Raw genomic sequence first — 24862 nt, 5'->3', positions numbered from 1 at the left:
GTACGTTCTCCTGATCAGCTTTCACCTGCGAGTTGACGTGCCCCTTCAATGTATCGGGAAGTGACGTGCCGCTGCGCCGCCCGGGCCAGGAGGCCGCCGGCGGTGTAGAACCAGTTGGAGTGCCTGCTGAAGGCCGTGATGCTCAGGACCACCCGCCCCGCGGCGTCGATCTCCACCTCAAACGCCTCTTCGCCGCGCTCCGGATGGCCGGGCAGTGTGCCGTACCCGAAGCCGGAGCTTTGCGGCCCGTCGCCGGGCACCGGCCGGTGCACCCACACCACTTCGCAGGGCGCGTTGATCCGGAAGGGCCCGACGCCGAATCCGCTCACCACGCGCGCTCCGGGTACGACGGCGTCGGAGTCGGTGCGGACGCGCAGCCCGGACCGCTTCTGCAGCTCCCAGGCAAGGATTCCCTGCGCCACCCGCCGATAGGTCTCCGGCCCGTCGCCGAGGTATGTCCGGGCCACCAGGCATGGGAATCCTTCCGGCGCCTGGCCGTGCTCGGTGGAGCCAATGCCCGGATAATTCAGTGCGCCCCGCGCGATGCGGCCGGCGGGGTTGCCGCTCATGCGCCTTCGCCCCGGGCTAGCCCCGCCCAGCCCAGCTGCTCCCGCTGCTTTTGGCTGAGTGAGGCCACCACCAGGTCGTAGGAGTCCTCCACCATGTCCCGGATCATGTCATCGGGCAGCGAGCCGTCCAGCCGGACCCCGTTCCAGTGCCTCTTGTTCATGTGCCAGGCACCGGTGATTTCCGGATGGATGGCCCGCAGCTGCTCGGCCAGGGCCGGCTCGCACTTCAGGCTCACGGACCAGTTTTCCGGGTCCATGGCGGACGCCGCGAACATCTTGGCGTCCTGCCGCGCGCCGCCCGCGACGGCCGCCCGCACCTTGAAGACGGAGGTCTCCGGGCCGAAGGGAAAGTCCTCGAAGGCGCCGGGGAAGCTCAGGCAGATCCCGCGGAGGGTGGCAACGTCCATGGCACGAGCCTATCCGGCCCTGGCCTGCCTCGCCCTCACCTGGCCTGGCCTGGCCTGCCCTGGCCCGCCTCGCCTGGCCTACCCGGCGGTGCGGGCATCGCCGATGCTGTGCAGCCCTTCCGGGGTAGTGCCGTTGACTTCGTAATCCCCCACGGTGCGCGCCTTGAACACGGCCGGGTTGTGGGTGGCCACGGTCCGGGCGTTGCGCCAGTGCCGGTCCAGTGACCTGGACTTCGACGTGGCCGATGCCCCGGTCACGTCGAAGAGCTGCTGGGCGGCGGACTGGACGAGTTCGGGCACCAGCAGCTGGGCCTTCTCCACCGCGATTTCGCCGCGGACATACCGCTGCTCCGGGCTGAGATCCAGATCCGGATCGGCGCCGGCGTCGAGTTCCCGGGCGGCTGCCAGGACCACGGACTCCGCGGCGAAGACCTTGGCCGAGAGCTGGCCGACGAGCTGCAGGATCAGCGGGTCGCTGCGGAACAGCTCGCCGGAACCGGTGTTGAAGGTGCGCTTGCGGTCACGGACCAGCGTCCGCGCGTCGGCCAGCGCTGCCCGGCCGATGCCCGCCAGGACGGCGAGCAGGACCAGCTGGAAGAAGGCCGGCTCGTGCGTGGTGGACTCCGAGCGCCGGATGATGTTGGCGTCCGGAACAACCGCGTCGCGGAAGATGGTGGTGCCGGTGCCGGTCAGCTGCTGGCCGAAGCCGTCCCAGTCGTCCAGGATTTCCACGCCCGGCTGGGTGGTGCTGACCACCGCGTACTGGCGGCCCTCCGTGCCCTCGGTGCTGGCCATGACCGCAATCCACTCGGCGAAGATGGTTCCGGTGGTGTAGTACTTCTTGCCGTTCAGCAGCCAGTCGCCGCCGTCGCGCGTCAGCTTGGTTCCGGTGGTTCCGAGGGCGTTTCCGGACTTCTCCGTGGCGGCGTTTCCGAAGATCTCACCGGCCACCACGCGGGGGTACCAGCGGTTCCGGAAGGATTCCGGCTCCAGGCCCACGGTTTCGACGAAGGCGAAGTGCGACCGGTACAGGTGGGCCACGGAGGAATCGGCCTCGGCGAGTTCGATGAGCAGCCGGAAGAAGGGCTCAAAGCCAATGCCGTCGCCGCCGTGTTCCGCGGGCACCCGGAGCCGTCCGAAGCCGGCCTCGTTCAGCCAGCGGACCTGTTCGAAGGGCAGCACCCGGTCCTGTTCGCGGGCCAGCGCGCCCTCGGCGATCCGGGCAAACACGGGGCGGAAACGCTGCGCGAGCTTCTCGTATGCGGCCTCGGCGGAAAGCGCCGCAGCGGTCTTCAGCGCTTCTCTCATCGTGCGTCCTCCAGGATCTCCCGTGCCTGCTCGGCCGTTGCCGAGTTGGCGGTGAAGGCGCCGCGGTAGCCGCGGGCCGGGTGCCGGTCATTGAGTCCGGCGCCGTTTTCCCCGCCGCCGAACAGCTTTTCGCGCAGGGTTCCTTCCGCGTAGTCCTGCTGGGCCAGGCCGCGGCGGCGCAGCTCGGGCAGCACGTGCTCGATGAAGTCGGTGTAGGAATCCGGAATCAGCTGGTTGATGATGTTGATGCCGTCCACCCCGGCGTCCTGCCATTCCTCGAGCCGGTCCACGATCTGCTCCGGGGTTCCCAGGACGCGGTGGGCGCGGCTGCGGAAATTGGCCACGTCACGCAGGGTCGGGTTGCCGCCGGGCACTGATTTGCGCAGGCTGTCCAGGTGCCCCTGGGTGCCTTCGGTGTGGAAGTCGCCCAGCGGCGTGTCCAGATCCAGTCCGCCGAGGTCCACGCCGGCTCCGCCGCCGATGTGGGCGATCAGCGCCCCGGAATCCAGGTACTCGTCCAATTCTGCGGCCTTGCGTGCGGCTTCCGCCTCGGTGCTTCCGACGATGAAGTGGAGCCCCTGGAAGAACTTCACGTCCCCGGCGAGCCGGCCGGCCGCGACGGCCTGCCGGCGCACGGATGCCGTGTATTCGGCGGCGGCGGCCGGGTTCGGGGACAGCATGAAGGTGGCTTCGGCATGGGCGGCGCAGAACTGCTGCCCGCGGCCTGAGCTGCCGGCCTGGAACAGCACGGGTGTGCGCTGCGGCGAGGGAGCGGACAGGTGCGGCCCGTCGATGGAGTAACGGTCGCCGCGGTGGTAGATCTTGTGGACCTTGTCCGGATCCGCGTGGATGCCGTTCTCCTTGTCCTGGACCAGCGCGCCGTCGTCCCAGGACCCTTCCCACAGCTTGTAGGCGGCCGCCACGTATTCGTCTGCCCAGGCGTAGCGGTCATCGTGGGCGACCAGGCCGTCGCCGAAGTTCCGGTGGGCATTCTCCGCCGCGCTGGTGACGATGTTCCACGCAGCGCGCCCCCGGGAGAGGTGGTCCAGGGTTGAGATCTGGCGGGCGAACTGGAAGGGATGGCTTTGGATCACCGAGGACGTCGCCGCGAGGCCGATGTTACTGGTCGAGGCGGCCAGCGCGCCGAGGAGGATCAGCGGGTCATTGGCGGGCACCTGCATGCCGCGACGCACGTGCGGGGCCCAGCCGCCGTCGTCGTTCCCGTACAGCCCCACCACATCGGCGAAGAACATCACATCGAACTTCGCGTCCTCCAGCTGCCGGGCCAGGCTGGTCCACAGCTCCAACTCGTTGAAGCGGTGCTGCTGCGCCGCAGGGTGCCGCCATTGGCCGCCCATGATGTGGCTTGTGGTGTTCATGACGAAAGCGCTCAGCAGCAGCCTGGGCCGCCCTTGGGGATGTGCAGTGTCAGCGGTGGCCATGGGGCCCCTTTCCTTGCAATGTAAAAATCATGGCGATGTGAACTTCATGAAGAACGTGTGGTCAGCGCACGACGGCGGGGTCCCGGCTTTCAGCGGCCGCTGCGGCAGGGGCCGCAGCCGGCAGTTCGGTGTCGCCGAGGGCCCGGTCCTTCGTTTCCGGTGACTTGAGGGTGGCCACGATGGTGATGGCGGAGACGGCGAGGAAGTAGACGACCACCCAGACCGGATTTCCGCCGCCGGCGGCCAGCAGGGCCGTGGCGACCAGCGGAGCCAGCCCGCCGCCGAGCACCGAGCCGATCTGGTAGCCGATGGACACACCGCTGAAGCGGACGCGGGTGCTGAAGAGCTCCGAGAAGAACGCAGCCTGGGGGCCGTACATCGCATCATGGCCGATATTGAGGCCGACGACGACGCCCAGGATGATCAGCAGAAAATTGCCGGTATCCAGCAGCCAGAAGAAAGGGATGATGGCGGCGGCACTGGCCACGGCGCCAAAGAGATAGACGGATCGGCGCCCGAAGCGGTCCGACAGGGCACCCCACAGCGGCACGGTGACCAAGCCCAGCGCCGAGGCGATCAGGACGGCGGTCAGCCCGGTGTTGCGGTCGGTTCCGGCAACCTGCGTGAGGTACGTCAGGATGAACACTGTGTACACGTAGTAGAACGCGTTCTGGGCGATCCGGAGGCCCGTGGTCAGCAGGATCTGGCGCGGGTGCGTCTTGAAGCTCTCCACCACCGGGCGGGCGGCAACGGTCTGGACAGACTGGACGTGCTTGAACTCGGGGCTGTCCTCGACGGAGAGCCGGATGGCCAGGCCCACGGCAACCAGGACCAGGCTCGCCACGAACGGCACGCGCCAGCCCCAGGCCAGGAACTGCTCGTCGCTCAGGGTGTTCTCCAGCAGGAGGAGGACGCCGGTGGCCAGCAGCATGCCCGAGGTGGGGCCAAGCTGGGTGGCGCTGGAAGTCAGGCCCCGTTTTTTGGGGGCGGCATGCTCCACGGTCATGAGGGCGGCGCCGGCCCACTCGGCGCCGTAGCCGATGCCCTGGATCACGCGCAGCAGGAGCAGCAGGGCCGGCGCCACCCAGCCGATCTGGGCGTAGGTGGGCAGGAGCCCGATTGCGGTGGTGGCGAGTCCGGTCAAGAGCAGGGAGGCCACCAGGACGGTCTTCCGGCCGATCCTGTCGCCGTAGTGGCCGCCCAGCACCCCGCCGACGGGCCGGGCAACGAACCCGACGGCGTATGTGGCGAACGCGGCGATGGTGCCTATGAGAGGGGCGGCCGGGGCGAAGAACAGCGGGCCGAAGACGGTGGCCGCGGCGAGGCCGTACAGGACGAAGTCGTAGCCTTCGATGGTGGTGCCGATGAAGCTGGCTACGGCCACCTTCCCGGTCATCTTCTGCGGGCGCATCTTCTGCGGGCGTGCGGTTTCAGTGCTCATGTGCGGTCTCCTGGCGTGTGCCGGGAAAGCGCTGCCTCCGCAGATTCTGCCAGCCAGGGCCGCGAATCCGAGCGGAAGGCGGCGCCTTCTCCATCGGTCCTGGCGGTAGCACCGTCCTCGGGGAGGGGGTTGCTGCGGCGTCACGGAGCCAGGTCTCTCAGCCGCTCGGGATGGTTACGACTCCATCTGACACGGCCCGCGGACAGATACGGAAAAAGCCAGTCACATTTTGTAACCGGCTTTTCCAAATCCTGTTAACCCCTGATCCTTGGGCTCCTAGATGCCCACCCGCCACCCTTCGCGGGCGGGGCATTCGTTCACCACGACGTCCAGCCCGGCGGCCTTGGCGCGGCCCACCGCGGCGTCGTCGAAGACGCCCAGTTGCAGCCAGACGGCCTTTGCGCCGACGGCGATGGCCTGGTCTATGACGGCGCCCACCTTGTGGGAGTTGACGAAGCAGTCCACGACGTCGATCGGATGCTTCTCTGCCGGGATGTCCGCCAGCGAGCGGTATCCCCTCTCCCCGTGGACGTCGTCGCCGGGCAGGTTGACCGGAATGATCTCCATGCCCATCCTGTCCCGGATGTACAGGGAGACGTCGTAGGCAGAGCGCCATTCATTAGTGGTGAGGCCAACCACCGCCCACGTGCCTTTGGTTCGCATGAGGCGGTCAATGACTGCCGGATCGTTAACGTGGGCCATGCATCAACCTTACTCCTGCGACCTTTGGGCGCGATCTTCGAATAAATGAATGATTCCAACGCGTGAGCCGGCGCCGTGAACGAATATTACAGCGCCGACGGCTTGGATTTTGTGAAATCCCGCATTTGACGTTCTAGTTGGTAGGGACCATCCCGAGCGGCCGAGAGACCTGGATCGATGAAGCCGCAGCAACCCCCGGTGACGTGGGACGACCATTCCCACGCCGCTGTTCCTCCTCTTTCGATCGAACTTTCGATGGAGCGGGAGGGACCAAGGGTGCTACTGCCAGGACCGATGGAGTGCCATAAATGACCCCTGAGAATTCTTCCGCCTTGCCCACCGTTGCCCGGATTCCGTCCGCGGCAACCCCACAAACCTCTTCGGACGCGACGGCGATCGAAGCAGGGCTGCGTGACGCGCCTGGCTCCTCTCGCGGCTCGTCGGGATGGTCCCTGACCGAGCCCACGGACGGCGCAGTGCACGGCGTCCCCACCGACGGACCGGCGCGTCACCGCAGCACCACCCCCGAGCACAACCCCGCCGCTGGCACCATCCCGGCAGAGACGGTTGCTTTCTGGGAAGAGCAGGCCCTCCGCCTCGACTGGGCCGAACCCACCGGTACGGCCGCGGGCGGCCTTGCGGGCAGCGGCAAGCCCTGGCACACTGCGCACCGGCGCGTCCCGGCCGACGTCGAGGCCGGCATCGGCCCGCAGATCACCTGGTTCGAAGGCGGCAGGCTCAATGTCGCCTACAACTGCGTCGACCGCCACGTAGCGGCGGGGCGCGGGGAGAAGGTGGCGCTGCATTTCGAGGGCGAGCCCGGCGACCGCCGCGCCATCACCTACGCCGAACTCCAGCGCGAGGTGTCCAAGGCCGCCAACGCGCTCCTGGACCTGGGCATCACCAAGGGCGACCGCGTGGTCATCTACCTCCCGGTCATCCCCGAAACCGTGATCATCACGCTCGCCGTGGCCCGCATCGGCGCCGTCCACTCCCTGGTCTTCGGCGGCTTCTCCGCCGAGGCCCTGAAGTTCCGGGTGGAGGACACCGGAGCCAAACTTCTGGTCACCACCGATGGGCAGTTCCGCCGCGGCACCGCCGTTCCGGTCAAGGACAACGCGGACGCCGCCGTCTCCGGCGAGAACGCGATCGAGCACGTCCTGGTGGTCAACCGGACCACCCCGGCCGAAGAACTCGGCACCGTCCCGATGACCGCGGGCCGCGATGTCTGGTGGCACGACGCTGTCGGGACGGCCTCCGACGTCCACGAGGCCGAAGCGTTCGACGCCGAGACGCCGCTGTTCATCATGTACACCTCCGGCACCACCGGCAAGCCCAAGGGCCTGGTCCACACCTCCGGCGGCTACCTCACCCAGGCGTCCTGGAGCTTCGAGCACCTGTTCAGCAACCCCGACCCGGCGCTCCGGGACCAGGACGTGCACTGGTGCACGGCAGATCTCGCCTGGGTCACCGCGCACACCTACGAGCTCTACGGCCCGCTCTCCAACGGCGTCACGCAGGTCATCTTCGAGGGCACGCCGAACACCCCTCACCCGGGCCGGCACTTCGAAATCATCGAGCGGTACGCGGTCACGCAGTACTACACCGCGCCCACCCTGGTCCGCTCCCTCATGGGCTGGTTCCCCGACGGTGTCCCGGACACGTACGACTTCTCCTCCATCCGCCTCCTCGGCACGGTGGGCGAGGCCATCAACCCGGAGGCCTGGCGCTGGTTCCGGGCCAACATTGGCGCCGGCACCGCCCCGGTGGTGGACACCTGGTGGCAGTCCGAAACCGGCGCCGCCATCCTCTCCCCCGCCCCGACGGACACCGGGTTCAAGCCCGGCTGCGCGGCCCGCCCGCTGCCCGGTGTCAGCACCCGCATCGTGGACGAGGCCGGCAACACCGTTGCACCGGGCGTCCAGGGCTTCATCGTGGTGGACTCCCCCGGCCCGGCGATCGCCCGCACGGTCTGGGGCAACCCGCGGCGCTACTTCGATTCCTACTGGCGCCAGTACGCGGCGCAGGGCTGGTTCCTCGCCGGTGACGGCGCCAAGTATGACGACGACGGCGACATCTGGATCCTCGGGCGGGTGGATGACACGCTCAACGTCTCCGGACACCTGCTCTCCACCATCGAGGTCGAATCGGCGCTCGTGTCCCACCCGGATGTGGTGGAGGCCGGGGTCTGCCCGGTCGCGGACGCCAAGACCGGCCACGCGATCGTCGCCTTCGTGGTCCCCACCCGCCCCCTCCCCCCACAAGCTCGGGCAGGGAACCCTGCGGGCGTGGGCCCAAACTCATTTGCTGAGGAGCTCCGCAACCACGTCGCGAAGCAGATCGGCCCCATCGCGAAGCCGCGCGACGTCGTCGTCGTTCCCGATGTACCCAAAACCCGCAGCGGCAAGATCATGCGCCGGCTGCTGACCCAGCTGTTCGAAGGAACCACGCTCGGGGACACCACGTCGCTCCAGAACGAACCATCCATCGCGGGCATCCAGGATGTGCTGCGCGTTCGAAATACCCCGGAAGTACCGGAAGTAAAGGATCACTCATGACTGAAATCAGCAACGTCGCCCGACTTTCCGAACCGCTCAAGTTCGCCTACTGGGTTCCCAACGTCTCCGGCGGCCTGGTGGTTTCCACCATCGAGCAGCGCACCTCCTGGGACTTCGACTACAACAAGAAGCTGGCCCGGATCGCGGAAAACTCCGGCTTCGAATATGCCCTGACCCAGACCCGCTACGCCGCCTCCTACGGCGCGGACAAGCAGCACGAGGCGACGTCGTTCAGCCTGGCGCTGCTGGCCGCCACCGAGCGGCTCAAGGTGATTTCCGCCGTCCACCCGGGCATGTGGCACCCCGGCGTGCTGGCGAAGTTCATCATCACCGCGGACCACATCTCCAACGGCCGCGCCGCCGTGAACATCGTCTCGGGCTGGCTCAAGGCGGAATTTGAGAACTTCGGCCTCGAATGGCTCGAGCACGACGAGCGCTACGTCCGCACCGAGGAATTCATCAAGGTCCTCCGCGGTCTCTGGACCGAGCGGGACTACAGCCAGTCCGGCAAGTACTACAACATCACCGACTTCACCCTGAACCCGGCCCCGGTGGACGTGCCGGGCCGGGCCCACCCGGAGATCTTCTTCGGCGGCAACTCCACCGCGGCGCAGGCCACCGCCGGCCGCGTGGCTGACTGGTATTTCTCCAACGGCAAGGACCTCGAAGGGTTCAAGGCCAACATTGCCGGGGTTGTGGCGGCGTCCGGCGAGACCCGCCGCGGCACCGACGGCGCACTCCCCTCCCCAAGGTTTGGCCTCAACGGTTTCGTGATCGCCCGCGACTCCGAGAAGGAAGCCCGCGACACCCTCCGCGAGATCGTCGAGAAGGCGCACAGGCCCGCCGTCGAGGGTTTCCGTGCCGCCGTGCAGGAAGCCGGAGCCTCCACCAAGGACGGCAAGGGCATGTGGGCCGACTCGAGCTTCGAGGACCTGGTCCAGTACAACGACGGCTTCAAGACCCAGCTGATCGGCACGCCGGAGCAGATCGCCGAGCGGATCGTGGAGTACAAGAAGATCGGCGTGAACCTGTTCCTCACCGGCTACCTGCACTTCCAGGAGGAAATCGCAGCGTTCGGCCAGGACGTCCTGCCGATCGTCCGCGAGCTCGAGGCGGACCTGGCCCGCAAGAACGGCACCGAGCTGGACCTCTCCCAGACCCCCGTCGCGAACGCGGAGGTGGCCGCGTAATGGCCGACCGCAAGTTCGGTTTCCGCACCCGCGCGCTGCACGCCGGCGGCACCCCCGACGCCGAGCACGGCGCCCGGGCCGTGCCGATCTACCAGACGACGTCGTTCGTGTTCAAGGACACCCAGGACGCCGCGAACCTCTTCGCGCTGCAGAAGTACGGCAACATCTACTCCCGGATCGGCAACCCCACCGTGGCCGCGTTCGAGGAGCGGATCGCGTCCCTGGAGGGCGGCATCGGCGCCGTGGCCACGTCCTCGGGCATGGCCGCGGAGTTCATCACCTTTGCCGCGCTGACCCAGGCCGGAGACCACATCGTCGCCGCCTCCCAGCTCTACGGCGGCACGGTCACCCAGCTGGACGTCACGCTGCGCCGCTTCGGCGTGGACACCACATTCGTCGCGGGCACCGACCCGGCGGACTACGCCGCCGCGGTCCGGGAGAACACGAAGGCGGTCTTCGTCGAGGTGGTGGCCAACCCGTCCTCGGAGGTCCAGGACCTGGCGGGGCTCGCCAAGGTCGCGCACGACGCCGGCATCCCCCTCGTCGTCGACGCCACCTTGAGCACGCCTTACCTTGTGCGGCCCATTGAACACGGGGCGGACATCGTGATCCACTCCGCCACCAAATTCCTCGGCGGCCACGGCACCACCCTGGGCGGCGTGATCGTGGAGAGCGGCCGCTTCGACTGGGGCAACGGCAAGTTCCCCACCATGACCGAGCCGGTGGCCTCGTACGGAAACGTCTCCTGGTGGGGAAACTTCGGCGAATACGGCTTCCTGACCAAACTGCGCTGCGAGCAGCTGCGTGACATCGGCCCCGCGCTCTCGCCGCAGTCGGCCTTCCAGCTGCTGCAGGGCGTCGAAACGCTCCCCCAGCGACTGGACGAGCACCTGAAGAACGCGCAGGCCGTCGCCGAATGGCTGGAAGCGGACGAGCGCGTGGCCTACGTGAACTTCTCCGGCCTGCCCTCGCACCCGCATTACGAACGCGCGCAAAAGTACCTGCCGCTGGGCCCCGGCTCGGTGTTCTCCTTCGGTGTGAAGGGCGGCCGTGCCGCGGGCCAGAAGTTCATCGAAGCCCTGCAGCTGGCCTCGCACCTGGCCAATGTGGGCGACTCCCGGACCCTGGTGATCCACCCCGGCTCCACCACCCACCAGCAGCTCAGCCCCGAGCAGCTGGAATCCGCCGGGGTCCCCGAGGACCTGGTCCGCATCTCCGTGGGCCTCGAGGACATCGACGACATCCTCTGGGACCTGGATCAGGCGCTGGACGCGGCGAACCTGGAGACGGTGGAGGCCGACGCGGAGGCACTCCCGGCCGGGCCGGATGAAGCAGCCGCCTGCACGATCGGAGCACTGTCATGAGCACGGAACAAACCAGGACCTGGACCGGCCCCTCGGCGCCGGAGCGGCTGAACCTGCTGCGGCAGGCGAAATCGATCGCGATTGTGGGCGCCTCGGACAAGCCGTCGCGCGCGAGCTACTTCGTCGCCACCTACCTGCAGTCCTCCACGCGGTACAGGGTCTATTTCGTGAACCCCGTGGTGAAGGAAATCCTGGGCAAGCCGACGTATGCGTCACTGGCCGATCTGCCGGAGAGCCCGGACATCGTGGACGTGTTCCGCAGGCACGATGACCTGCCGGGTGTCCTGGACGAGGCCATCGCGGCCGGCGCCAAGACACTGTGGCTGCAATTGGGCTCGTGGCACGAGGACGTTGCCAAGGAGGCCGAAGCCGCCGGACTCGACGTCGTCATGGACCGCTGCGTGAAGATTGAGCATGCCCGCTTCCACGGCGGCCTGCACCTGGCCGGCTTCGACACCGGCGTCATTTCCTCCAAACGTCAGGTCCTGGCTTAACAACAGCTGGCCTAGCACCTACACACGCACCTACAGACCAAAAAGCTGCTGAGGCCGCCAACCCACCCGTTGCGCTATCACTTAGGGTCGTTCCCAGCGCTCAGAACGACCTTAAGTGGTAGCGCAACTGGGTAAAAGGCGGTTGCCGGGGGTTTAGGGGGCCTTGGTCGGAAGGACGCCGGGCAGGGTCGGGGTGACGTGGCCGGGAACGCGGGGCATGTCCTCGTTGTCATCGCCGTTCCCGTTGCCGTTGCCCGGGAAGCCGGGCGCCGGCCGCCCCGGCCGTTGGCCTGGCGACGGCAGGATACCGTCACGCCCGAACGCAGGCGGCGTGCTGCGCGGCCTGCGTCCGGACTGCTTGTCCGAGTCCTCGTCGCCGTCCTTTGCCGCACGACTGGGTGCAGACGACGGGGCATTGGAAGTGGCGCCCGGGGTGCCGGCAGGGTACGTCGCCACGGGGGCGACCGGGACCGACGACGGCGACGGCTGGACGCGTTCCGGCGCCGGAGTGGCGTGCCCCGCGGGCTGGAAGATGACGTCGACGGTCTGGCTGACGCTGTGCCGGAAATCCTCGCTGGATGCCGCCACGGCACCTGCTCCCAGGCTCATCGCACCGATCACGGCGCCGCCCACGATTGCCAGCCGACGCTTCCGGCCGCGGCGTTCGGCGAGGCTCGTGACCCCGGCCGGCTGCACTTCCTCGGCTTCATGGTCGGAATCCGTCGCGGACATGACCACCGGCAGCGCCGTCGTCGTGGCGGCCACCGTGGGCAGCGCCGTCGTCGTGGCCGCGACGGGGGCGGCCGGGGCGGCGCCGGCGGCGAGCAATGCCGCAAGATCGGCGCGGGGAGCGGGAGCCTCATCCCGGACCACGGCGCGGAGTTCTTCCAGCGCGCTCCGGAGCTCGGCCGCGGATTCGAGGCCGGAGTCGCTCAGCATCGCCTGGATGCTGCCATCCTGCTTGGGATCGCGGGTGCCGGTCATGATGCTGCGTGGTCCTTTTCGGTTACGAGTTCGCGCAGGGCACTGAGCCCGCGGCGCTGAAGCTGTTTGATGGCACCCGGCGTCTTGTCCATGATGCCGGCCACCTGTTCGATGGAGAGGTCCGCGACGATGCGCAGGACCAGCACTTCCCGTTGCTCCTCATTGAGCCTCGCGAGAGTGGCAGAGATACCGCCCAGGGATCCGAGTGCCTCGTCCTCGGCGGATGCTGAATAACGCGCGTCATTCAGGGGGTCGTATTCGGCCAGATGCGGCGTGCGCTCCACCCGCCGCCGGTAGTCGACCAGCCGGGCGTGGGCGACCGAGAAAATAAATGTCCGCAGACCCGTGTGGCCGCCGCGGACGCCAGCCAGTTTCGGCAGGACGTCCACGAACACGTCCTGGGTCAGGGCCTCGGCGTCGTCCACGCCCCGGGCCCGGAAGTAGCCCAGGACTGCGGGGGAAATAGCCACGTAGACGGCGCTGAATCCTGAGGGGTCACCAGCTAAAGCGGCTGACAAGTCGTCGTCGCTTAGCTGCTGTGCCAAGAGGCTGTCCTTCCGTTACTGCTGGGGTGCGGCCCCCCAAAGTCTAGCGGCCGCACCCCCGAGCCCTTCAAAATTAGGGCTCCCTCCTTGCTTGCGGACCCTTGCCGGGTCCAGGCTGAACAGCCGGAATTACTTGTCGTGCTGGGGCAGTTCAACGGACGGCTTGGCCGGAACGGCCGGGGTCGCCGGAACGGCCGACGTTGCCGGAACACCGTTGGCGCCGGGGACGGCCGGGGTTGCCGGGGTTGCGGGAACTGCGGCCTTCACGTTGGCCTTGGCGCGTGCCTCGCCGGCAGCACCCTTGACGCTGGCGTCGCCCTTGACGGTAGCGCCGTCCTGGTCTGCGTCGACGGAGCCTTCGACGGCACCCTTGGTGCCGTCGACGTCGGCGTCGCCCTTGACCGAGGCGTCGCCCTTGGCGGCGTGATCGGTGGACGGTGCAGCCGGAACAGCGGGCACGGCCGGGACGGCGGGCTTTGCCGGGAGCTCAGGAGTGGCGGGCACAGCCGGGGTGGCCGGCGTGGCGGGCGTAGCGTGGTTCACTTCGGACTGCTGGGTGCCGGACACCTGGGCCGCGTTGGCCAGTCCGATGCCGGAGAAGCCTCCGACTGCCAGGATTGCGGCGCCGACAGCGATCTTTGTGGTCTTGCTAACACTCTTCATAACAGCAGTACATCCTTTGTTTTTTTGGTTGACGGCGGGCTGAGGCCTCATGGGGGCAGTCGCCCGCTCTCGCCATGGAAGGCTGGCCGGCGCCCGATGGGGCGGGCGCCGGCAAGCGCTTACGGTGAAGGGCCGACCGGAGACCAGATGGGGGGAAGGCGCCGGCCGGCGCTTGCGATGGAAGGCCATCCGGTGCCCGGTGGGGGGTCCTGGCTCCGGCGGCGCTTACAAAGAGGTAATCGCTGGGAGGCCACGAAAGGTTACGCACCAATCGGAAATTTCCAGAATTTCTTTTTTGGGCCCGGCGCCGCGGGGATTCTAGACTTTTTGGGCCCGGCGCTGCGGGGATTAACGACGACGACGGCGGGCCCCCTCGCCAGGGAACCCGCCGCCGTCACGCCACACCCGCCGCCGTCACGCCTCAGCCGCCGCCACCACACCCGTTGCTCTATCACCTCCGGTCGTTCTCAGAGCTCAGAACGACCGTAGGTGATAGCGCAACGAGCCCTTAGGAGCGGAAGAGCCCGCTGTAGGCATTGAGGGCGATCTGGCCGCCGAGGTGGGCGTAGAGGACGTTGCTGCCGGCCGGGATCTCCCGGCTTTTCACCAGGTCGATCAGCCCGGCTAGGGACTTGCCCTCATAGACGGGGTCGGTGATCATGGCCTCCAGCGAGGCGCCCAGGCGGATGGCTTCCAGGGTGGAATCCACCGGGATTCCGTAGAGGTCCCCGGCCCAGCCCTCCATGACGTTGATTTCGTCGTCCCGGAGTTCCCTGCCCACGCCGATCAGCTCGGCCGTGTTCCGGGCAATGCGTTCAACCTGGTCGCGGGTCTTCGCCAGGGTCGCCGAGGCATCGATGCCGATCACGCGGCGCGGCTTGTCCTGGCCGGCAAAGCCCGCGATCATTCCGGCGTGCGTGGACCCGGTGACGGTGCAGACGACAATCGTGTCGAAGAAGATGCCAAGCTCCCGCTCCTGCTCCTGCACCTCGTACGCCCAGTTGGCGAAGCCCAGGCCGCCCAGCCTGTGGTCGGACCCGCCGGCCGGGATCGCGTACGGCTTGCCGCCGGCGGCCTTGACCTCCTCGATCGCGTTCTCCCAGCTGCTGCGGATGCCGATGTCAAAGCCCGCACTGTCCAGCCGGACGTCCGCACCCATGATTCGCGAGAGCAGGATGTTGCCCACGCGGTCGGACAGCGGGTCCGGCCAGTCGACCCAGTTTTCCTGGACCAGGCGGGCCTTGAGGCCGAGTTTCGCGGCCACCGCGGCGACCTGGCGGGTGTGGTTGGACTGGTAGCCGCCAATGGAGACCAGCGTGTCCGCGCCCTGGAGGAGGGCGTCCGGGACGAAGTACTCCAGCTTGCGGGTCTTGTTGCCGCCAAACGCGAGGCCGCTGTTGACGTCCTCCCGTTTCGCCCAGATCTGCGCGCCGCCCAGGTGCGCGCTGAGCCGCGGCAGCGGGTGGACGGGGCTCGGTCCAAACGTCAGGGGGTAGCGCTCAAAATCGGTGATGGCCATCGACGGTCCTTCGCTCGCGGTGGGAACGGCTTTCTGAACGTGCAGAATGCAATATATTGCATTCTCCGACACGGGACGCGGAAGGGCAAGGGCAATATACGATATGTTGCATGCCTGTTCCCCCGCTCTCCGGAGTCCATAAGCGGCAGCTGCTGCGGGACAACGTCTTTGACTCGATCCGAGACGCGATTGTGGACGGCACCTTCGAGCCCGGCGAACGGCTGAAGGACACAGAACTGGAAGCCTGGCTGGGCGTGAGCCGGACACCGATCCGGGAGGCGCTGCTGCGGCTGGAACGGGCAGGCCTGGTCATCGCGCTGCCTGGCAAGGCGACCATCGTGGCCCCCTATGACCAGGCGTCTACCCTCAGCACGCAGCAGGTGGTGGCCGGGCTGCACGAACTGGCCGCACGCCTGGCCGTCCCGGTCCTGGCCGAGGAACACCTCGCCGCCATGTCCGAGGCCAACGCGCGGTTCGAGCAGGCCCTGCAGGACTCCGACGTGGAGTCGGCGCTCAGGGCCGACGACGATTTCCACGCCGTCTTTGTCGCGGCCGGCGGCAACCCGGTGCTCCAGGAACTCCTGGAGCAAACCACTCCCGTCCTGCGCCGCGTGGAGCGGATGCGCTTCGGTTCCTTTGCCGCCCGGGATTCGGTGGCCCAACACGCCGAAATCATCCGGCTCGCCCGCCTTGGCGACGCCGAAGCCGCCGCCAGGGCGTGCCGGGAAAACTGGCTGTCGCTGCGGTTCACGTCCGCCGGGTAGCCCGCCGCACCGGTCCGGGCGTGGCGCCTCGAACCGCCTTCAACAACACGTTTAAACAGCGACGGCGGCGGGCCGCCCCTTCCAGGGTGGCCCGCCGCCGTCGAACTTTTGGCGCTAGTTGCGTCAGTCGTTGATGAGGTCGTTGACCACGATCGTCTGGTCGCGGTCCGGGCCGACGCCGATCGCGGAGAACCGGGTGCCGGAGAGCTTCTCCAGGGCCAGGACGTAGTTCCGGGCATTTTCCGGCAGGTCATCCAGGGTGCGGGCGCCCGTGATGTCCTCGGTCCAGCCGTCGAAGAACTCGAAGATCGGCTTCGCGTGGTGGAACTCGGTCTGGGTCATGGGCATTTCGTCGTGCCGCACGCCGTCGACGTCGTAGGCCACGCAGACCGGGATCTGCTCGATGCCGGTGAGGACGTCCAGCTTGGTGACGAAGTAGTCCGTGAAGCCGTTGACCCTGGAGGCGTGGCGCGCCAGCACGGCGTCGTACCAGCCGCAGCGGCGGGGACGGCCGGTATTGACACCGAATTCGCCGCCGGTCTTCTGCAGGTACATGCCCATCTCATCGAACAGTTCCGTGGGGAACGGACCGGCGCCCACACGGGTGGTGTACGCCTTGATGATGCCGATGGAACGCGAGATCCGGGTGGGGCCGATGCCGGAGCCCACGGAAGCGCCGCCGGCGGTCGGGTTGGAGGACGTCACGAAGGGGTAGGTGCCGTGGTCGACGTCCAGGAAGGTAGCCTGGCCGCCCTCCATGAGGACCACCTTGCCCTCGTCCAGGGCGGTGTTCAGGACGTAGGTGCTGTCGATGACCAGCGGGCGCAGCCGCTCGGCGAAGGACAGGAAGTACTCCACGATCTCGTCCACCTCGATGTCGCGGCGGTTGTAGACCTTGACCAGCAGTTCGTTCTTCTGGCGCAGCGAGCCTTCCACCTTCTGGCGCAGGATCGAGGCGTCAAAGACGTCCTGGACGCGGATGCCGAGGCGGGCCACCTTGTCCATGTAGGCCGGGCCGATGCCGCGTCCGGTGGTGCCGATGGCGCGGCTGCCAAGGAACCGCTCGGTGACCTTGTCCAGGACCTGGTGGTAGGGCGCCACGAGGTGCGCGTTGGCGGAGACACGCAGCTTGGAGGTGTCCGCGCCGCGGGCTTCCAGGCCGTCGATCTCCTGGAACAGGGCTTCCAGGTTCACCACGCAGCCGTTGCCGATGATCGGAACCGCGTTCGGGCTCAGGATGCCGGCCGGAAGGAGCTTGAGCTCATACTTCTCACCGCCTACGACGACGGTGTGTCCTGCATTGTTGCCGCCGTTGGGCTTGACGACGTAGTCAACGCGCCCGCCAAGCAGGTCAGTGGCCTTACCTTTGCCTTCGTCGCCCCATTGGGCTCCGACGATCACGATTGCTGGCATGGGATCCTCCCCCATTCGTTCGGGCCGAGCTCTGGTTGATTCACCAGGTGATCACCGCAGCTCAGCGCCGTTCATGAGAATGCCCCGAATCTACCGCTGTGCTCTTAACCAACGCCAGAGTTCCGGGGCTCTTACCACCCAAGTTTAGCCGAAATCGGTGACCGGCATCGTTTTGGGTCCTTGCGTGGACACGGTGGCTAGCCCGTGGTGAACGCCAGGGCGGCTTCCGCGAGCGTGGGCCATGCCTCCGAAGGCGTCGACGGCGGCAGCCGACGATTCGTTCTTCTTCATAGCTGCATCATCCACCAGGTCGCGGCCGACACATAGCGGGCACGACTTGCGGGCGCCACTTGCAAGAGCAGCCAGTGTGGAATTGAGTGGGAGTAGCCATCCCGGGCGGCCGAGGGATCTGGACCGTTGACGCCGCAGCAACCGTGCCGGACACGACGGCCCGCTCAACCGCGGCAGCCGTGACAGGCAACGGTGCTACCGCCAGGACCGATGGAAAGGAAACAGCGCCATGTCCCAGAACTCCATTTCCGAGAACCCTGCCTTCCCGAACGCCGACCGCATCCGGGTGACCCATGCCGGCTCGTTGCCCCGCACCACCGAGCTGATCGCGGCGAACGAGGCCAAGGAAACCGACGGCATCACGCCCGAATTCCTGGACTTGCTCGAAACCTCGGTGGTGGACGTCGTCCAGCGCCAGAAGAATCTGGGCATCGATATCCCCAACGACGGCGAATACGGGCACACGATGTCCAGCTCCGTGGACTACGGCGCCTGGTGGAACTACTCCTTCTCCCGGCTCGGCGGCCTGGAACCGACCGACGTGGACCGCTGGGCCGACGCCAAGGTGCACCGTTCCTCGCCGGGCCACATCGTCCTGACGTCTTTCCCCGACCGCCGGGACCGGCAGAAATTCGATGAAGCCTACAACGACCCCGCCTCCGGGATCCTGGCCCACCGCAAGTCCGTCACCCAGCCCAAGATTGCGGGACCACTGACGTACACGGGCCATGAGCTCGTGGCCTCGGACATCGCCAACCTCAAGACCGGCCTGGCCGCGGCCGGCCTCACCGAGGGGTTCGTCGCCTCCCTCTCCCCCGGCTCGTGCGCCCGCGTGGCCAACGAGTACTACCGGAGCGACGAGGAACTCCTCTACGCCTGCGCCGACGCGATGCGCGAGGAATACAAGGCCATCATCGACGCCGGCCTGACGGTCCAGCTCGACGACCCGTCCCTGGCCGAGAGCTGGGACCAGATCAACCCGGAGCCGAGCCTGGCGGACTACCTGAAATTCATCCAGCTCCGGGTCGAGGCCACGAACTGGGCGCTGCGCGGCCTCCCGCAGGAGCAGATCCGGCTGCATGTCTGCTGGGGTTCCTGGCACGGTCCCCACACCACCGACATCCCCTTCGCGGACATCGTCGACTCGGTCCTGCAGATCAATGCCGGCAGCTACTCCTTCGAGGCCGCGAATGTCCGGCACGAGCACGAATGGCGGGTCTGGGAAGACACGACGCTTCCCGAGGGGAAGGCAATCGTCCCCGGCGTCGTCTCGCACGCCACCAACGTCGTGGAGCACCCGGACCTCGTGGCAGACCGGATCGTGCGCTTCGCGGACCTCGTGGGGCGGGAAAATGTGATTGCCTCCACAGATTGCGGCCTGGGCGGCCGGGTGCATCCGCAAATTGCGTACGCCAAGCTGGAGTCCCTCGGCGAAGGGGCCCGCCGCGCCACCAAACGGCTCTGGTAGCAGCACCGGACGGCAGGCGGGGACCCAGCGCTGCATTTCGCGGGGCTTGATAGACTGATAAGGATCGACCAGGAATCGGTCCACACCACATTTTCAAACCACACCGCTGCTTTGCATGCCCTGAATCAGGCGTTTCCGCGGTGGTGTGGCAGCTTTGCCAATCCCGCAGGAGACCCAGCACCATATGACAGCCCTGGCCACCGAAAATTTCCGCGAAGAGCTCCTGAGCCGCCGGTACGAACCTAGCGTCGCCCCCGTCAACGAGCTCCTTGACGCTCTCCAGGCAACCAAAGATGGCACCGCTGTCCCCTACGTGGACCCCATGCACGACGTCGAAGAGTGCCGCATCGTCAGCCTGTACTCGAACATCGGCACCGCGGACGCGTCAGGCTTCATCACCGCCGGCGATGACGAGGCGGCCACCCGCATGCTCGGCATCCAGTGGAAGCTGGGCCTGCGCCCCGAATTCGTCATGCCGTGGAACGTCCACCCGTGGCACGTCCCCGGCGAGCCCAACGGCAAGTTCACGCCGGACCAGATTTCCGCAGGCCTCAAGCCGCTGCTGAAATTCCTGGCCCTCGTTCCGCGCGCCTCCGTGATCGTGGCTCACGGCACCGAGGCCAACCGCCTGGCCAACCTGCTGCTGAAGACCGAGGTGCCCATGATCTGGCGCCGCGGCCTGAAGACCTACAAGGTCCGATCGCTCAGCGGCCGGGCGTTCGCCGGCACCCCGGCCCGCCAGGAAGAGTACCTGGCCGAGATGCGCACCGCGTACGCGGATGCCATGGCCCGCACCGGCCTGGCCAAAGCCAGCTGACTTCTGAGGAACGACGGCGGGCTCCCACCTTGAGGTGGGAGCCCGCCGTCGATCGTTAACCCCAATGTCCGATCAGCCCTCGGCTTCGATGGCCGCCTTCGCGCCGGGATCGGAATCCTTGAGGAACTTTTCGATCCGCTCCGGCTCCTCGGCCTCGCCGATCGCCGCGGACGCACGGCCCAGCGAGTACAGCGAGCGCAGGAAGCCGCGGTTGGGTTCGTGCTCCCACGGGATCGGCCCGATGCCGCGCCAGCCGTTGCGGCGCAGCGAATCCAGGCCGCGGTGGTAGCCCACCCGCGAGTACGCGTAGGAATCGATGGTGCGGCCCTCGTTCCACGCTTCCTCGGCCAGGATGGCCCACAGGAGCGAGGAAGTGGGGTGTTTCGCCACGAGGTCCACGGCTTCCTGGCCCAGCGCGAGGTGCTGATAGATCTCAGACTCGGCAGGCAGGAGCGTGGGCTCGGGACCCATCAGGTTCTTGCGGAACTCGTCGGACATGGCTAGAAGGTCTTGCCGGTGGAGCCCAGCTGCTGGGCTGCCTCGACCACACGGGCGGCCAGGCCGGCCTCGGCGGAGGCACCCCAGACGCGGGGGTCGTATGTCTTCTTGTTGCCGACCTCACCGTCGACCTTCAGGACGCCGTCGTAGTTGCGGAACATGTGGTCCGCCACAGGACGCGTGTAGGCGTACTGGGTGTCGGTGTCGATGTTCATCTTGATGACGCCGTAGGAGACGGCGTCCGCGATTTCCTTGTCCGAGGAGCCGGAGCCGCCGTGGAACACGAGGTCGAACGGGTTGGCCTTGCCGATCTTGGCGCCCACCTGCTCCTGGATGTCCTTGAGGATCTCCGGGCGGAGCTTGACGCCGCCGGGCTTGTACACGCCGTGCACGTTGCCGAAGGTCAGGGCGGTGATGTAGCGGCCGTTTTCGCCGGAACCGAGCGCGTCGATGGTGGCCAGGGCGTCCTCGACCGTGGTGTAGAGCTTCTCGTTGATCTCGTTCTCGACGCCGTCTTCCTCGCCGCCGACGGTGCCGATCTCAACTTCAAGGATCATCTTGGCGGCCGCGGTGCGCTCGAGCAGCTCACGGGCGATCCGCAGGTTTTCCTGCAGGGTCTCGGCCGAGCCGTCCCACATGTGCGAGTTGAAGAGGGGGTTGCGGCCGGCCTTGACCTCGGCCTCGGAGGCGGCGAGCAGCGGCAGCACGAAGCCGTCCAGCTTGTCCTTCGGGCAGTGGTCCGTGTGCAGCGCGATGTTGACGCCGTAGTTCTTCGCGACTTCGCGGGCGAAGGCCGCGAAGCCCAGGGAGCCGGCAACCATGTCCTTGGTGGAGGCGCCGGACCAGTAAGCCGCGCCGCCGGTGGAAACCTGGACGATGCCGTCGGACTCGGCCTCGGCGAAGCCGCGCAGGGCGCCGTTCAGGGTCTGGGAGGACGTGACGTTGACAGCCGGGAAGGCGAAGCCGCCCGTCTTTGCACGGTCGATCATCTCGGAGTAGATCTCTGGGGTTGCAATGGGCATGCTGACTCCTAAAGTGAATTTCGTCTACGGGCTGGTGATTCTGGAAGGAACCTCGTCGGCTACGAACCATCCTAGTCATTCCTGCGCCTGGGCAGTGTCTCCGGTCACTGTGCCGCTGTAACACTCACGCCGGGCTTGTGCACCCGCGGGGACATGTCCAGTCTTTGGGCCGGGGAGTGGGCGGCTGGGCTTCATGTCCTGTGGTTCTCCATACAGACGGACATGTCCATTCTTTGGCGCCGGGCGCGCGGAACATGTCCATCCTTCGGGGGTCGTCCCGGAGCATAAGAGCACATGTCCAGCTGTCTGCAAGGCTTGGGAACATGTCCACTGGCCGAGCTGCGCCCGCGGGGACATGTCCAGTCTTTGGGAGTGCGCGGCTGGGCTTCATGTCCTGTGGCTCTCCATTCCGAGGGGCATGTCCAGTCTTTAGCGCCGGGCGCGCGGAACATGTCCAGTCTTTGGGCCCACGGGTGGGCACGTGGGCCTCATGTCCTGTGATTCTCCATACCGAGGGGCATGTCCATTCTTTGGGCCGGGCGCGGGGGGACATGTCCAGTCTTTGGGCCGAGAAGTGCCGCCTCGGGCAACGCGCGGCGAACGTGCCGGGACAACACAGCTACCCCGGAAGCTGGCCGAACACGTGGCGGCGGATCCAGGCGTGCATCGCGATGGCCGCGGCGGAGGCGGCGTTGATGGACCGGGTGGAGCCGAACTGCTCGATCGACAGGGTGTCCAGCGCCACGTCGTGGACCTCGGGGGTCAGGCCCGGGCCCTCCTGGCCGAAGACCAGGACGCAGTCCTTGGGCAGTTCGTAGGTCTCCAGCGGGACGGAATCCGGGAAGATGTCGATTCCGATGATCGCCAGCCCCTCCCCCTGCGCCCACGCCACGAAGTCCTCGACGGTGGGGTGGTGGCGGACATGCTGGTAGCGGTCGGTGACCATGGCCCCGCGGCGGTTCCACCGGCGTCGTCCGATGATGTGGACTTCCTTGGCGAGGAATGCGTTGGCCGTGCGGACCACGGTGCCGATGTTGAGGTCGTGCTGCCAGTTCTCGATCGCGATGTGGAAGTTGTGGCGCTTGGAGTCCAGGTCCGCCACGATCGCCTCGTGCTTCCAGTAGCGGTATTTGTCGACGACGTTGCGCCGGTCCCCGTCGGCCAGGAGGTCCGGGTCCCAGTGCCCGCCCTGGGGCAGTTCGCCTTCCCAGGGGCCGACGCCGACCTCCGGCTTGGGCTCTGCCGCTAAGTCTGCTGACTCCGCTGAAGTCTCTGGCACAGAGGTTACGCCGGCGTCGCCGGGGATCTCGGGTTCAGTCACGCCTCAACATTAGACTGGGGCAAAGGTAGCGGCACACTTACGGCGGAGGAACCATGGCAGAACGACGCAAAGACCAGCGGACAGATGCAGACGAGGTGCGTTCCTCCTCTTCGGTCTATCGCAGCGGCCAGGAAATCGAGTGCTGGCTGACGGACATGGACGGCGTGCTGGTCCACGAGAACCAGCCCATCCAGGGCGCGGCCGAGCTGATCCAGCGCTGGGTGGACACGTCCAAGCGGTTCCTGGTGCTGACCAACAACTCGATCTTCACGCCAAGGGACCTCGCGGCCCGGCTGAGTTCTTCCGGACTGGAAATCCCCGAGGAGAACATCTGGACCTCGGCACTGGCCACCGCCCAGTTCCTCAAGGATCAGGTCCGCGGCTCGGAATCGGGGAACCGCGCGTACACGATCGGCGAAGCAGGGCTCACGACGGCGCTCCACGAGGCAGGCTTCATCCTCACCGACCAGAACCCCGACTTCGTGGTGCTCGGCGAGACCCGCACCTACTCGTTTGAAGCCATCACCATGGCCATCCGGCTGATCCTGGCGGGCGCACGCTTCATCGCCACCAACCCGGACGCCACCGGCCCGTCCAAGGACGGCCCCATGCCCGCCACGGGGGCCATCGCCGCGCTCATCACCAAGGCGACGGGCCGCGAGCCGTACATTGTGGGCAAGCCCAACCCGATGATGTTCCGTTCGGCGATGAACCAGATCGACGCGCACTCCGAGACCACGGCCATGATCGGTGACCGCATGGACACCGACATCATCGCCGGGATGGAAGCGGGGCTGCACACGGTGCTGGTGCTCAGCGGCATCACCCACCGGGACGACATCGCCGCGTACCCGTTCCGGCCGAACCAGATCCTGAATTCCGTGGCGGACCTCAAGAACCAGATCTAGGGAATCCCCTCAGAACGCCGTCATCTTCCCGCCGCCGCCCGGCAGCGGGAAGAGCTCGTCCTGGAGTTTTTCGATGATGGGACGGTAGACGAACGGGCTCCAGCCCGGGCTCGCGTGCTCCGGCCTGGCGCCGTCCGTGCGCAGGTCATCCGAGACCATGTTGGCCTGGAACGTCAAGGACCACGTGTCTCGGGCGGTCTCGTAGTCCACCGTCTTGTCCCGGGGGTTGCCGATGAACGCCATCTTTGTATTGCCGAGCTTCCCGACGAAACGGCTGGCTTCGAAGTGGTAGATGTAGGCCGATTCGGACTGGATCAGCACGCTGGAGGGCGCGATCGGCGAGAGCTGTTCCAGGCTCTGGTCCACGATCTGGCCCCAGCTGCGTTCGTCCTTGTGCAGCATCCGCTCGCCGAGCTCGTAGCCGCCGCGCAGCACTGTGGGGAAGCGGAACCCGCTCTCGTAGAGCAGCACCACGCCCTCGAACCAGCTCTGGTCCAGCACGTCATGCCGGCTTGCCGGGCTGGAGTCGAGCAGGATGAACGCCACTTCGACGCCGTGCAGCTCGCGCAGCCGGGCGGCCACCTGGGTTGCCACCATGCCGCCGAAACTGTGGCCGTAGAAGTAGAGCGTGGTGAGGTTGTGGGCGCGGGCGTGCTCGATCACGGCGATGACCACCTCGTCGATGTCCAGCCCCTCGTTGGAATATCCGACGGCGGCGAGCTGGCCCCGCTTGTTCAGGGACCCGCGTAGCGCGTTCAGGATCCACTGGGCTTCTTCCCAGCTCGTCTTGTAGCCGGGGAACAGGATCCAGCTGGCGTAGGGGTAGTACCGTTCGGCGACGTCGTCCGGTACTTCGAGGATCCGGGTGACCCGGCGCTCGGTCTGCACGCGCCGGGTGAACAGCATGTCCGCCGCCAGCAGGGATGCGGATCCGGCGCCGATCAGGAACGTGCGCCGCGAAACCCGCTTGAGCTCGACGGCGCGGCGGAGCAGGCGGGCCTCGGCAGAACCGGGGCCTCGCGGATGGTTCGGCTCCATCTCAGCAGGCACATCACTACCGTATCCACGCTCAGGCGGGGATGAGAAACCGGACCAGACCGGAGGCCCGAGGGGCAGCCCGGGCCTCCTTTGGCGAGGTTGCCGCCTTGGCCCGGCTATGCAGGCCCGGCTATGC

At 67.2% G+C, this 24862-nt stretch carries 24 protein-coding genes and 1 riboswitch; of the genes, 8 read left to right on the top strand and 16 right to left on the bottom strand.

Annotated elements, in window-relative coordinates; all coding sequences use genetic code 11:
* Nucleotides 1-14: 14 nt before the first annotated feature.
* The 6 genes from ACFVTM_RS03130 to ACFVTM_RS03105 form a co-directional block, all read right to left on the bottom strand.
* A complete protein-coding gene (locus ACFVTM_RS03130; RefSeq protein ID WP_390201901.1) occupies nt 15-569 on the bottom strand; it encodes a DUF1990 family protein in 555 nt (184 codons plus the stop codon).
* Nucleotides 566-976 carry an MmcQ/YjbR family DNA-binding protein gene (locus ACFVTM_RS03125; RefSeq protein WP_390201900.1) on the bottom strand — a complete coding sequence of 137 codons (411 nt, stop codon included), beginning with the start codon at nt 974-976 and terminating at the stop codon, nt 566-568. The genes ACFVTM_RS03130 and ACFVTM_RS03125 overlap by 4 nt, the downstream gene beginning before the upstream one ends.
* A 78-nt stretch (nt 977-1054) precedes the next feature.
* Nucleotides 1055-2284 (bottom strand): acyl-CoA dehydrogenase family protein, encoded by a 1230-nt coding sequence (locus ACFVTM_RS03120; RefSeq protein WP_390201899.1) that lies wholly within the window; start codon nt 2282-2284, stop codon nt 1055-1057.
* Nucleotides 2281-3726 (bottom strand): NtaA/DmoA family FMN-dependent monooxygenase, encoded by a 1446-nt coding sequence (locus tag ACFVTM_RS03115; protein WP_390201898.1) that lies wholly within the window; start codon nt 3724-3726, stop codon nt 2281-2283. Before ACFVTM_RS03115 ends, ACFVTM_RS03120 begins: the two co-directional genes overlap by 4 nt.
* 61 nt (nt 3727-3787) lie before the next feature.
* A complete protein-coding gene (locus tag ACFVTM_RS03110; protein ID WP_390201897.1) occupies nt 3788-5167 on the bottom strand; it encodes an MFS transporter in 1380 nt (459 codons plus the stop codon).
* A gap of 87 nt (nt 5168-5254) precedes the next feature.
* Nucleotides 5255-5344, bottom strand: a riboswitch (SAM riboswitch).
* A 99-nt stretch (nt 5345-5443) separates the two neighbouring features.
* Nucleotides 5444-5869 carry a CoA-binding protein gene (locus tag ACFVTM_RS03105; RefSeq protein ID WP_390201896.1) on the bottom strand — a complete coding sequence of 142 codons (426 nt, stop codon included), beginning with the start codon at nt 5867-5869 and terminating at the stop codon, nt 5444-5446.
* A 308-nt stretch (nt 5870-6177) separates the two neighbouring features.
* Between ACFVTM_RS03105 and acs the strand changes: the two genes are divergently transcribed.
* From acs to ACFVTM_RS03085, 4 genes are read left to right on the top strand one after another with little or no spacing between them, the layout of a single operon-like run.
* Nucleotides 6178-8427, top strand: a complete 2250-nt coding sequence (acs, locus tag ACFVTM_RS03100; RefSeq protein ID WP_390201895.1) for an acetate--CoA ligase — start codon at nt 6178-6180, stop codon at nt 8425-8427.
* Nucleotides 8424-9617, top strand: coding sequence for a dimethylsulfone monooxygenase SfnG (sfnG, locus tag ACFVTM_RS03095; RefSeq protein WP_390201894.1), 1194 nt, complete (start codon nt 8424-8426; stop codon nt 9615-9617). The genes acs and sfnG overlap by 4 nt, the downstream gene beginning before the upstream one ends.
* Nucleotides 9617-10981: an O-acetylhomoserine aminocarboxypropyltransferase/cysteine synthase family protein gene (locus ACFVTM_RS03090; RefSeq protein WP_390201893.1), complete on the top strand. Its 1365-nt coding sequence runs from the start codon at nt 9617-9619 to the stop codon at nt 10979-10981. The genes sfnG and ACFVTM_RS03090 overlap by 1 nt, the downstream gene beginning before the upstream one ends.
* Nucleotides 10978-11475 carry a CoA-binding protein gene (locus ACFVTM_RS03085; RefSeq protein ID WP_390201892.1) on the top strand — a complete coding sequence of 166 codons (498 nt, stop codon included), beginning with the start codon at nt 10978-10980 and terminating at the stop codon, nt 11473-11475. Before ACFVTM_RS03090 ends, ACFVTM_RS03085 begins: the two co-directional genes overlap by 4 nt.
* A 153-nt stretch (nt 11476-11628) precedes the next feature.
* Here ACFVTM_RS03085 and ACFVTM_RS03080 read toward each other — a convergent pair whose 3' ends face one another.
* From ACFVTM_RS03080 to ACFVTM_RS03065, 4 genes are all read right to left on the bottom strand, one after another.
* Nucleotides 11629-12459: a hypothetical protein gene (locus ACFVTM_RS03080; RefSeq protein WP_390201891.1), complete on the bottom strand. Its 831-nt coding sequence runs from the start codon at nt 12457-12459 to the stop codon at nt 11629-11631.
* Nucleotides 12456-13004, bottom strand: a complete 549-nt coding sequence (locus tag ACFVTM_RS03075) for an RNA polymerase sigma factor (RefSeq protein WP_390201890.1) — start codon at nt 13002-13004, stop codon at nt 12456-12458. The genes ACFVTM_RS03080 and ACFVTM_RS03075 overlap by 4 nt, the downstream gene beginning before the upstream one ends.
* 129 nt (nt 13005-13133) lie before the next feature.
* On the bottom strand, nt 13134-13667 hold the full coding sequence (locus tag ACFVTM_RS03070) for a hypothetical protein (protein WP_390201889.1): 534 nt from the start codon (nt 13665-13667) through the stop codon (nt 13134-13136).
* A 508-nt stretch (nt 13668-14175) separates the two neighbouring features.
* The gene (locus ACFVTM_RS03065; RefSeq protein ID WP_390201888.1) at nt 14176-15186 is read right to left on the bottom strand and encodes a 1-aminocyclopropane-1-carboxylate deaminase; all 1011 of its coding nucleotides are present in this window, start codon (nt 15184-15186) and stop codon (nt 14176-14178) included.
* Nucleotides 15187-15296: 110 nt separating this feature from the next.
* Here ACFVTM_RS03065 and ACFVTM_RS03060 point away from each other — a divergent pair, with 110 nt between their 5' ends.
* Nucleotides 15297-15950, top strand: a complete 654-nt coding sequence (locus tag ACFVTM_RS03060; protein ID WP_390201887.1) for a GntR family transcriptional regulator — start codon at nt 15297-15299, stop codon at nt 15948-15950.
* 123 nt (nt 15951-16073) lie between these two features.
* Here the strand turns inward: ACFVTM_RS03060 and ACFVTM_RS03055 are convergent, their stop codons facing one another.
* Together ACFVTM_RS03055 and ACFVTM_RS03050 are read right to left on the bottom strand one after the other, a co-directional pair.
* Entirely contained in the window at nt 16074-17363 is a 1290-nt protein-coding gene (locus ACFVTM_RS03055) for an adenylosuccinate synthase (protein WP_390201886.1), read from the bottom strand.
* A gap of 144 nt (nt 17364-17507) precedes the next feature.
* On the bottom strand, nt 17508-17654 hold the full coding sequence (locus ACFVTM_RS03050; protein ID WP_390201885.1) for a hypothetical protein: 147 nt from the start codon (nt 17652-17654) through the stop codon (nt 17508-17510).
* A gap of 229 nt (nt 17655-17883) precedes the next feature.
* Here ACFVTM_RS03050 and ACFVTM_RS03045 point away from each other — a divergent pair, with 229 nt between their 5' ends.
* Together ACFVTM_RS03045 and ACFVTM_RS03040 are read left to right on the top strand one after the other, a co-directional pair.
* Entirely contained in the window at nt 17884-19122 is a 1239-nt protein-coding gene (locus ACFVTM_RS03045; protein ID WP_390201884.1) for a cobalamin-independent methionine synthase II family protein, read from the top strand.
* A gap of 184 nt (nt 19123-19306) precedes the next feature.
* Entirely contained in the window at nt 19307-19939 is a 633-nt protein-coding gene (locus tag ACFVTM_RS03040) for a uracil-DNA glycosylase (protein ID WP_390201883.1), read from the top strand.
* 72 nt (nt 19940-20011) lie between these two features.
* On the opposite strand, the gene ACFVTM_RS03035 is transcribed toward ACFVTM_RS03040, so the two are convergent.
* The 3 genes from ACFVTM_RS03035 to ACFVTM_RS03025 form a co-directional block, all read right to left on the bottom strand.
* Entirely contained in the window at nt 20012-20437 is a 426-nt protein-coding gene (locus ACFVTM_RS03035; protein ID WP_390201882.1) for a DUF3151 domain-containing protein, read from the bottom strand.
* A gap of 2 nt (nt 20438-20439) precedes the next feature.
* The gene (gene fbaA / locus ACFVTM_RS03030; RefSeq protein ID WP_390201881.1) at nt 20440-21459 is read right to left on the bottom strand and encodes a class II fructose-bisphosphate aldolase; all 1020 of its coding nucleotides are present in this window, start codon (nt 21457-21459) and stop codon (nt 20440-20442) included.
* A gap of 619 nt (nt 21460-22078) precedes the next feature.
* The gene (locus ACFVTM_RS03025) at nt 22079-22738 is read right to left on the bottom strand and encodes a TrmH family RNA methyltransferase (protein WP_390202103.1); all 660 of its coding nucleotides are present in this window, start codon (nt 22736-22738) and stop codon (nt 22079-22081) included.
* Nucleotides 22739-22833: 95 nt separating this feature from the next.
* Between ACFVTM_RS03025 and ACFVTM_RS03020 the strand changes: the two genes are divergently transcribed.
* Complete coding sequence (locus ACFVTM_RS03020) at nt 22834-23688, top strand: HAD-IIA family hydrolase (protein WP_390201880.1); 855 nt, start codon at nt 22834-22836, stop codon at nt 23686-23688.
* A 9-nt stretch (nt 23689-23697) separates the two neighbouring features.
* On the opposite strand, the gene ACFVTM_RS03015 is transcribed toward ACFVTM_RS03020, so the two are convergent.
* Nucleotides 23698-24726, bottom strand: coding sequence for a thioesterase domain-containing protein (locus ACFVTM_RS03015; RefSeq protein WP_390202102.1), 1029 nt, complete (start codon nt 24724-24726; stop codon nt 23698-23700).
* Nucleotides 24727-24862: the final 136 nt, after the last annotated feature.

The sequence above is a fragment of the Arthrobacter sp. NPDC058130 genome (assembly GCF_042884475.1).
Lineage (GTDB): Bacteria > Actinomycetota > Actinomycetes > Actinomycetales > Micrococcaceae > Arthrobacter.
Note: the sequence above shows the minus strand (reverse complement) of the source record. Positions and strands in the feature narration are given on the sequence as shown.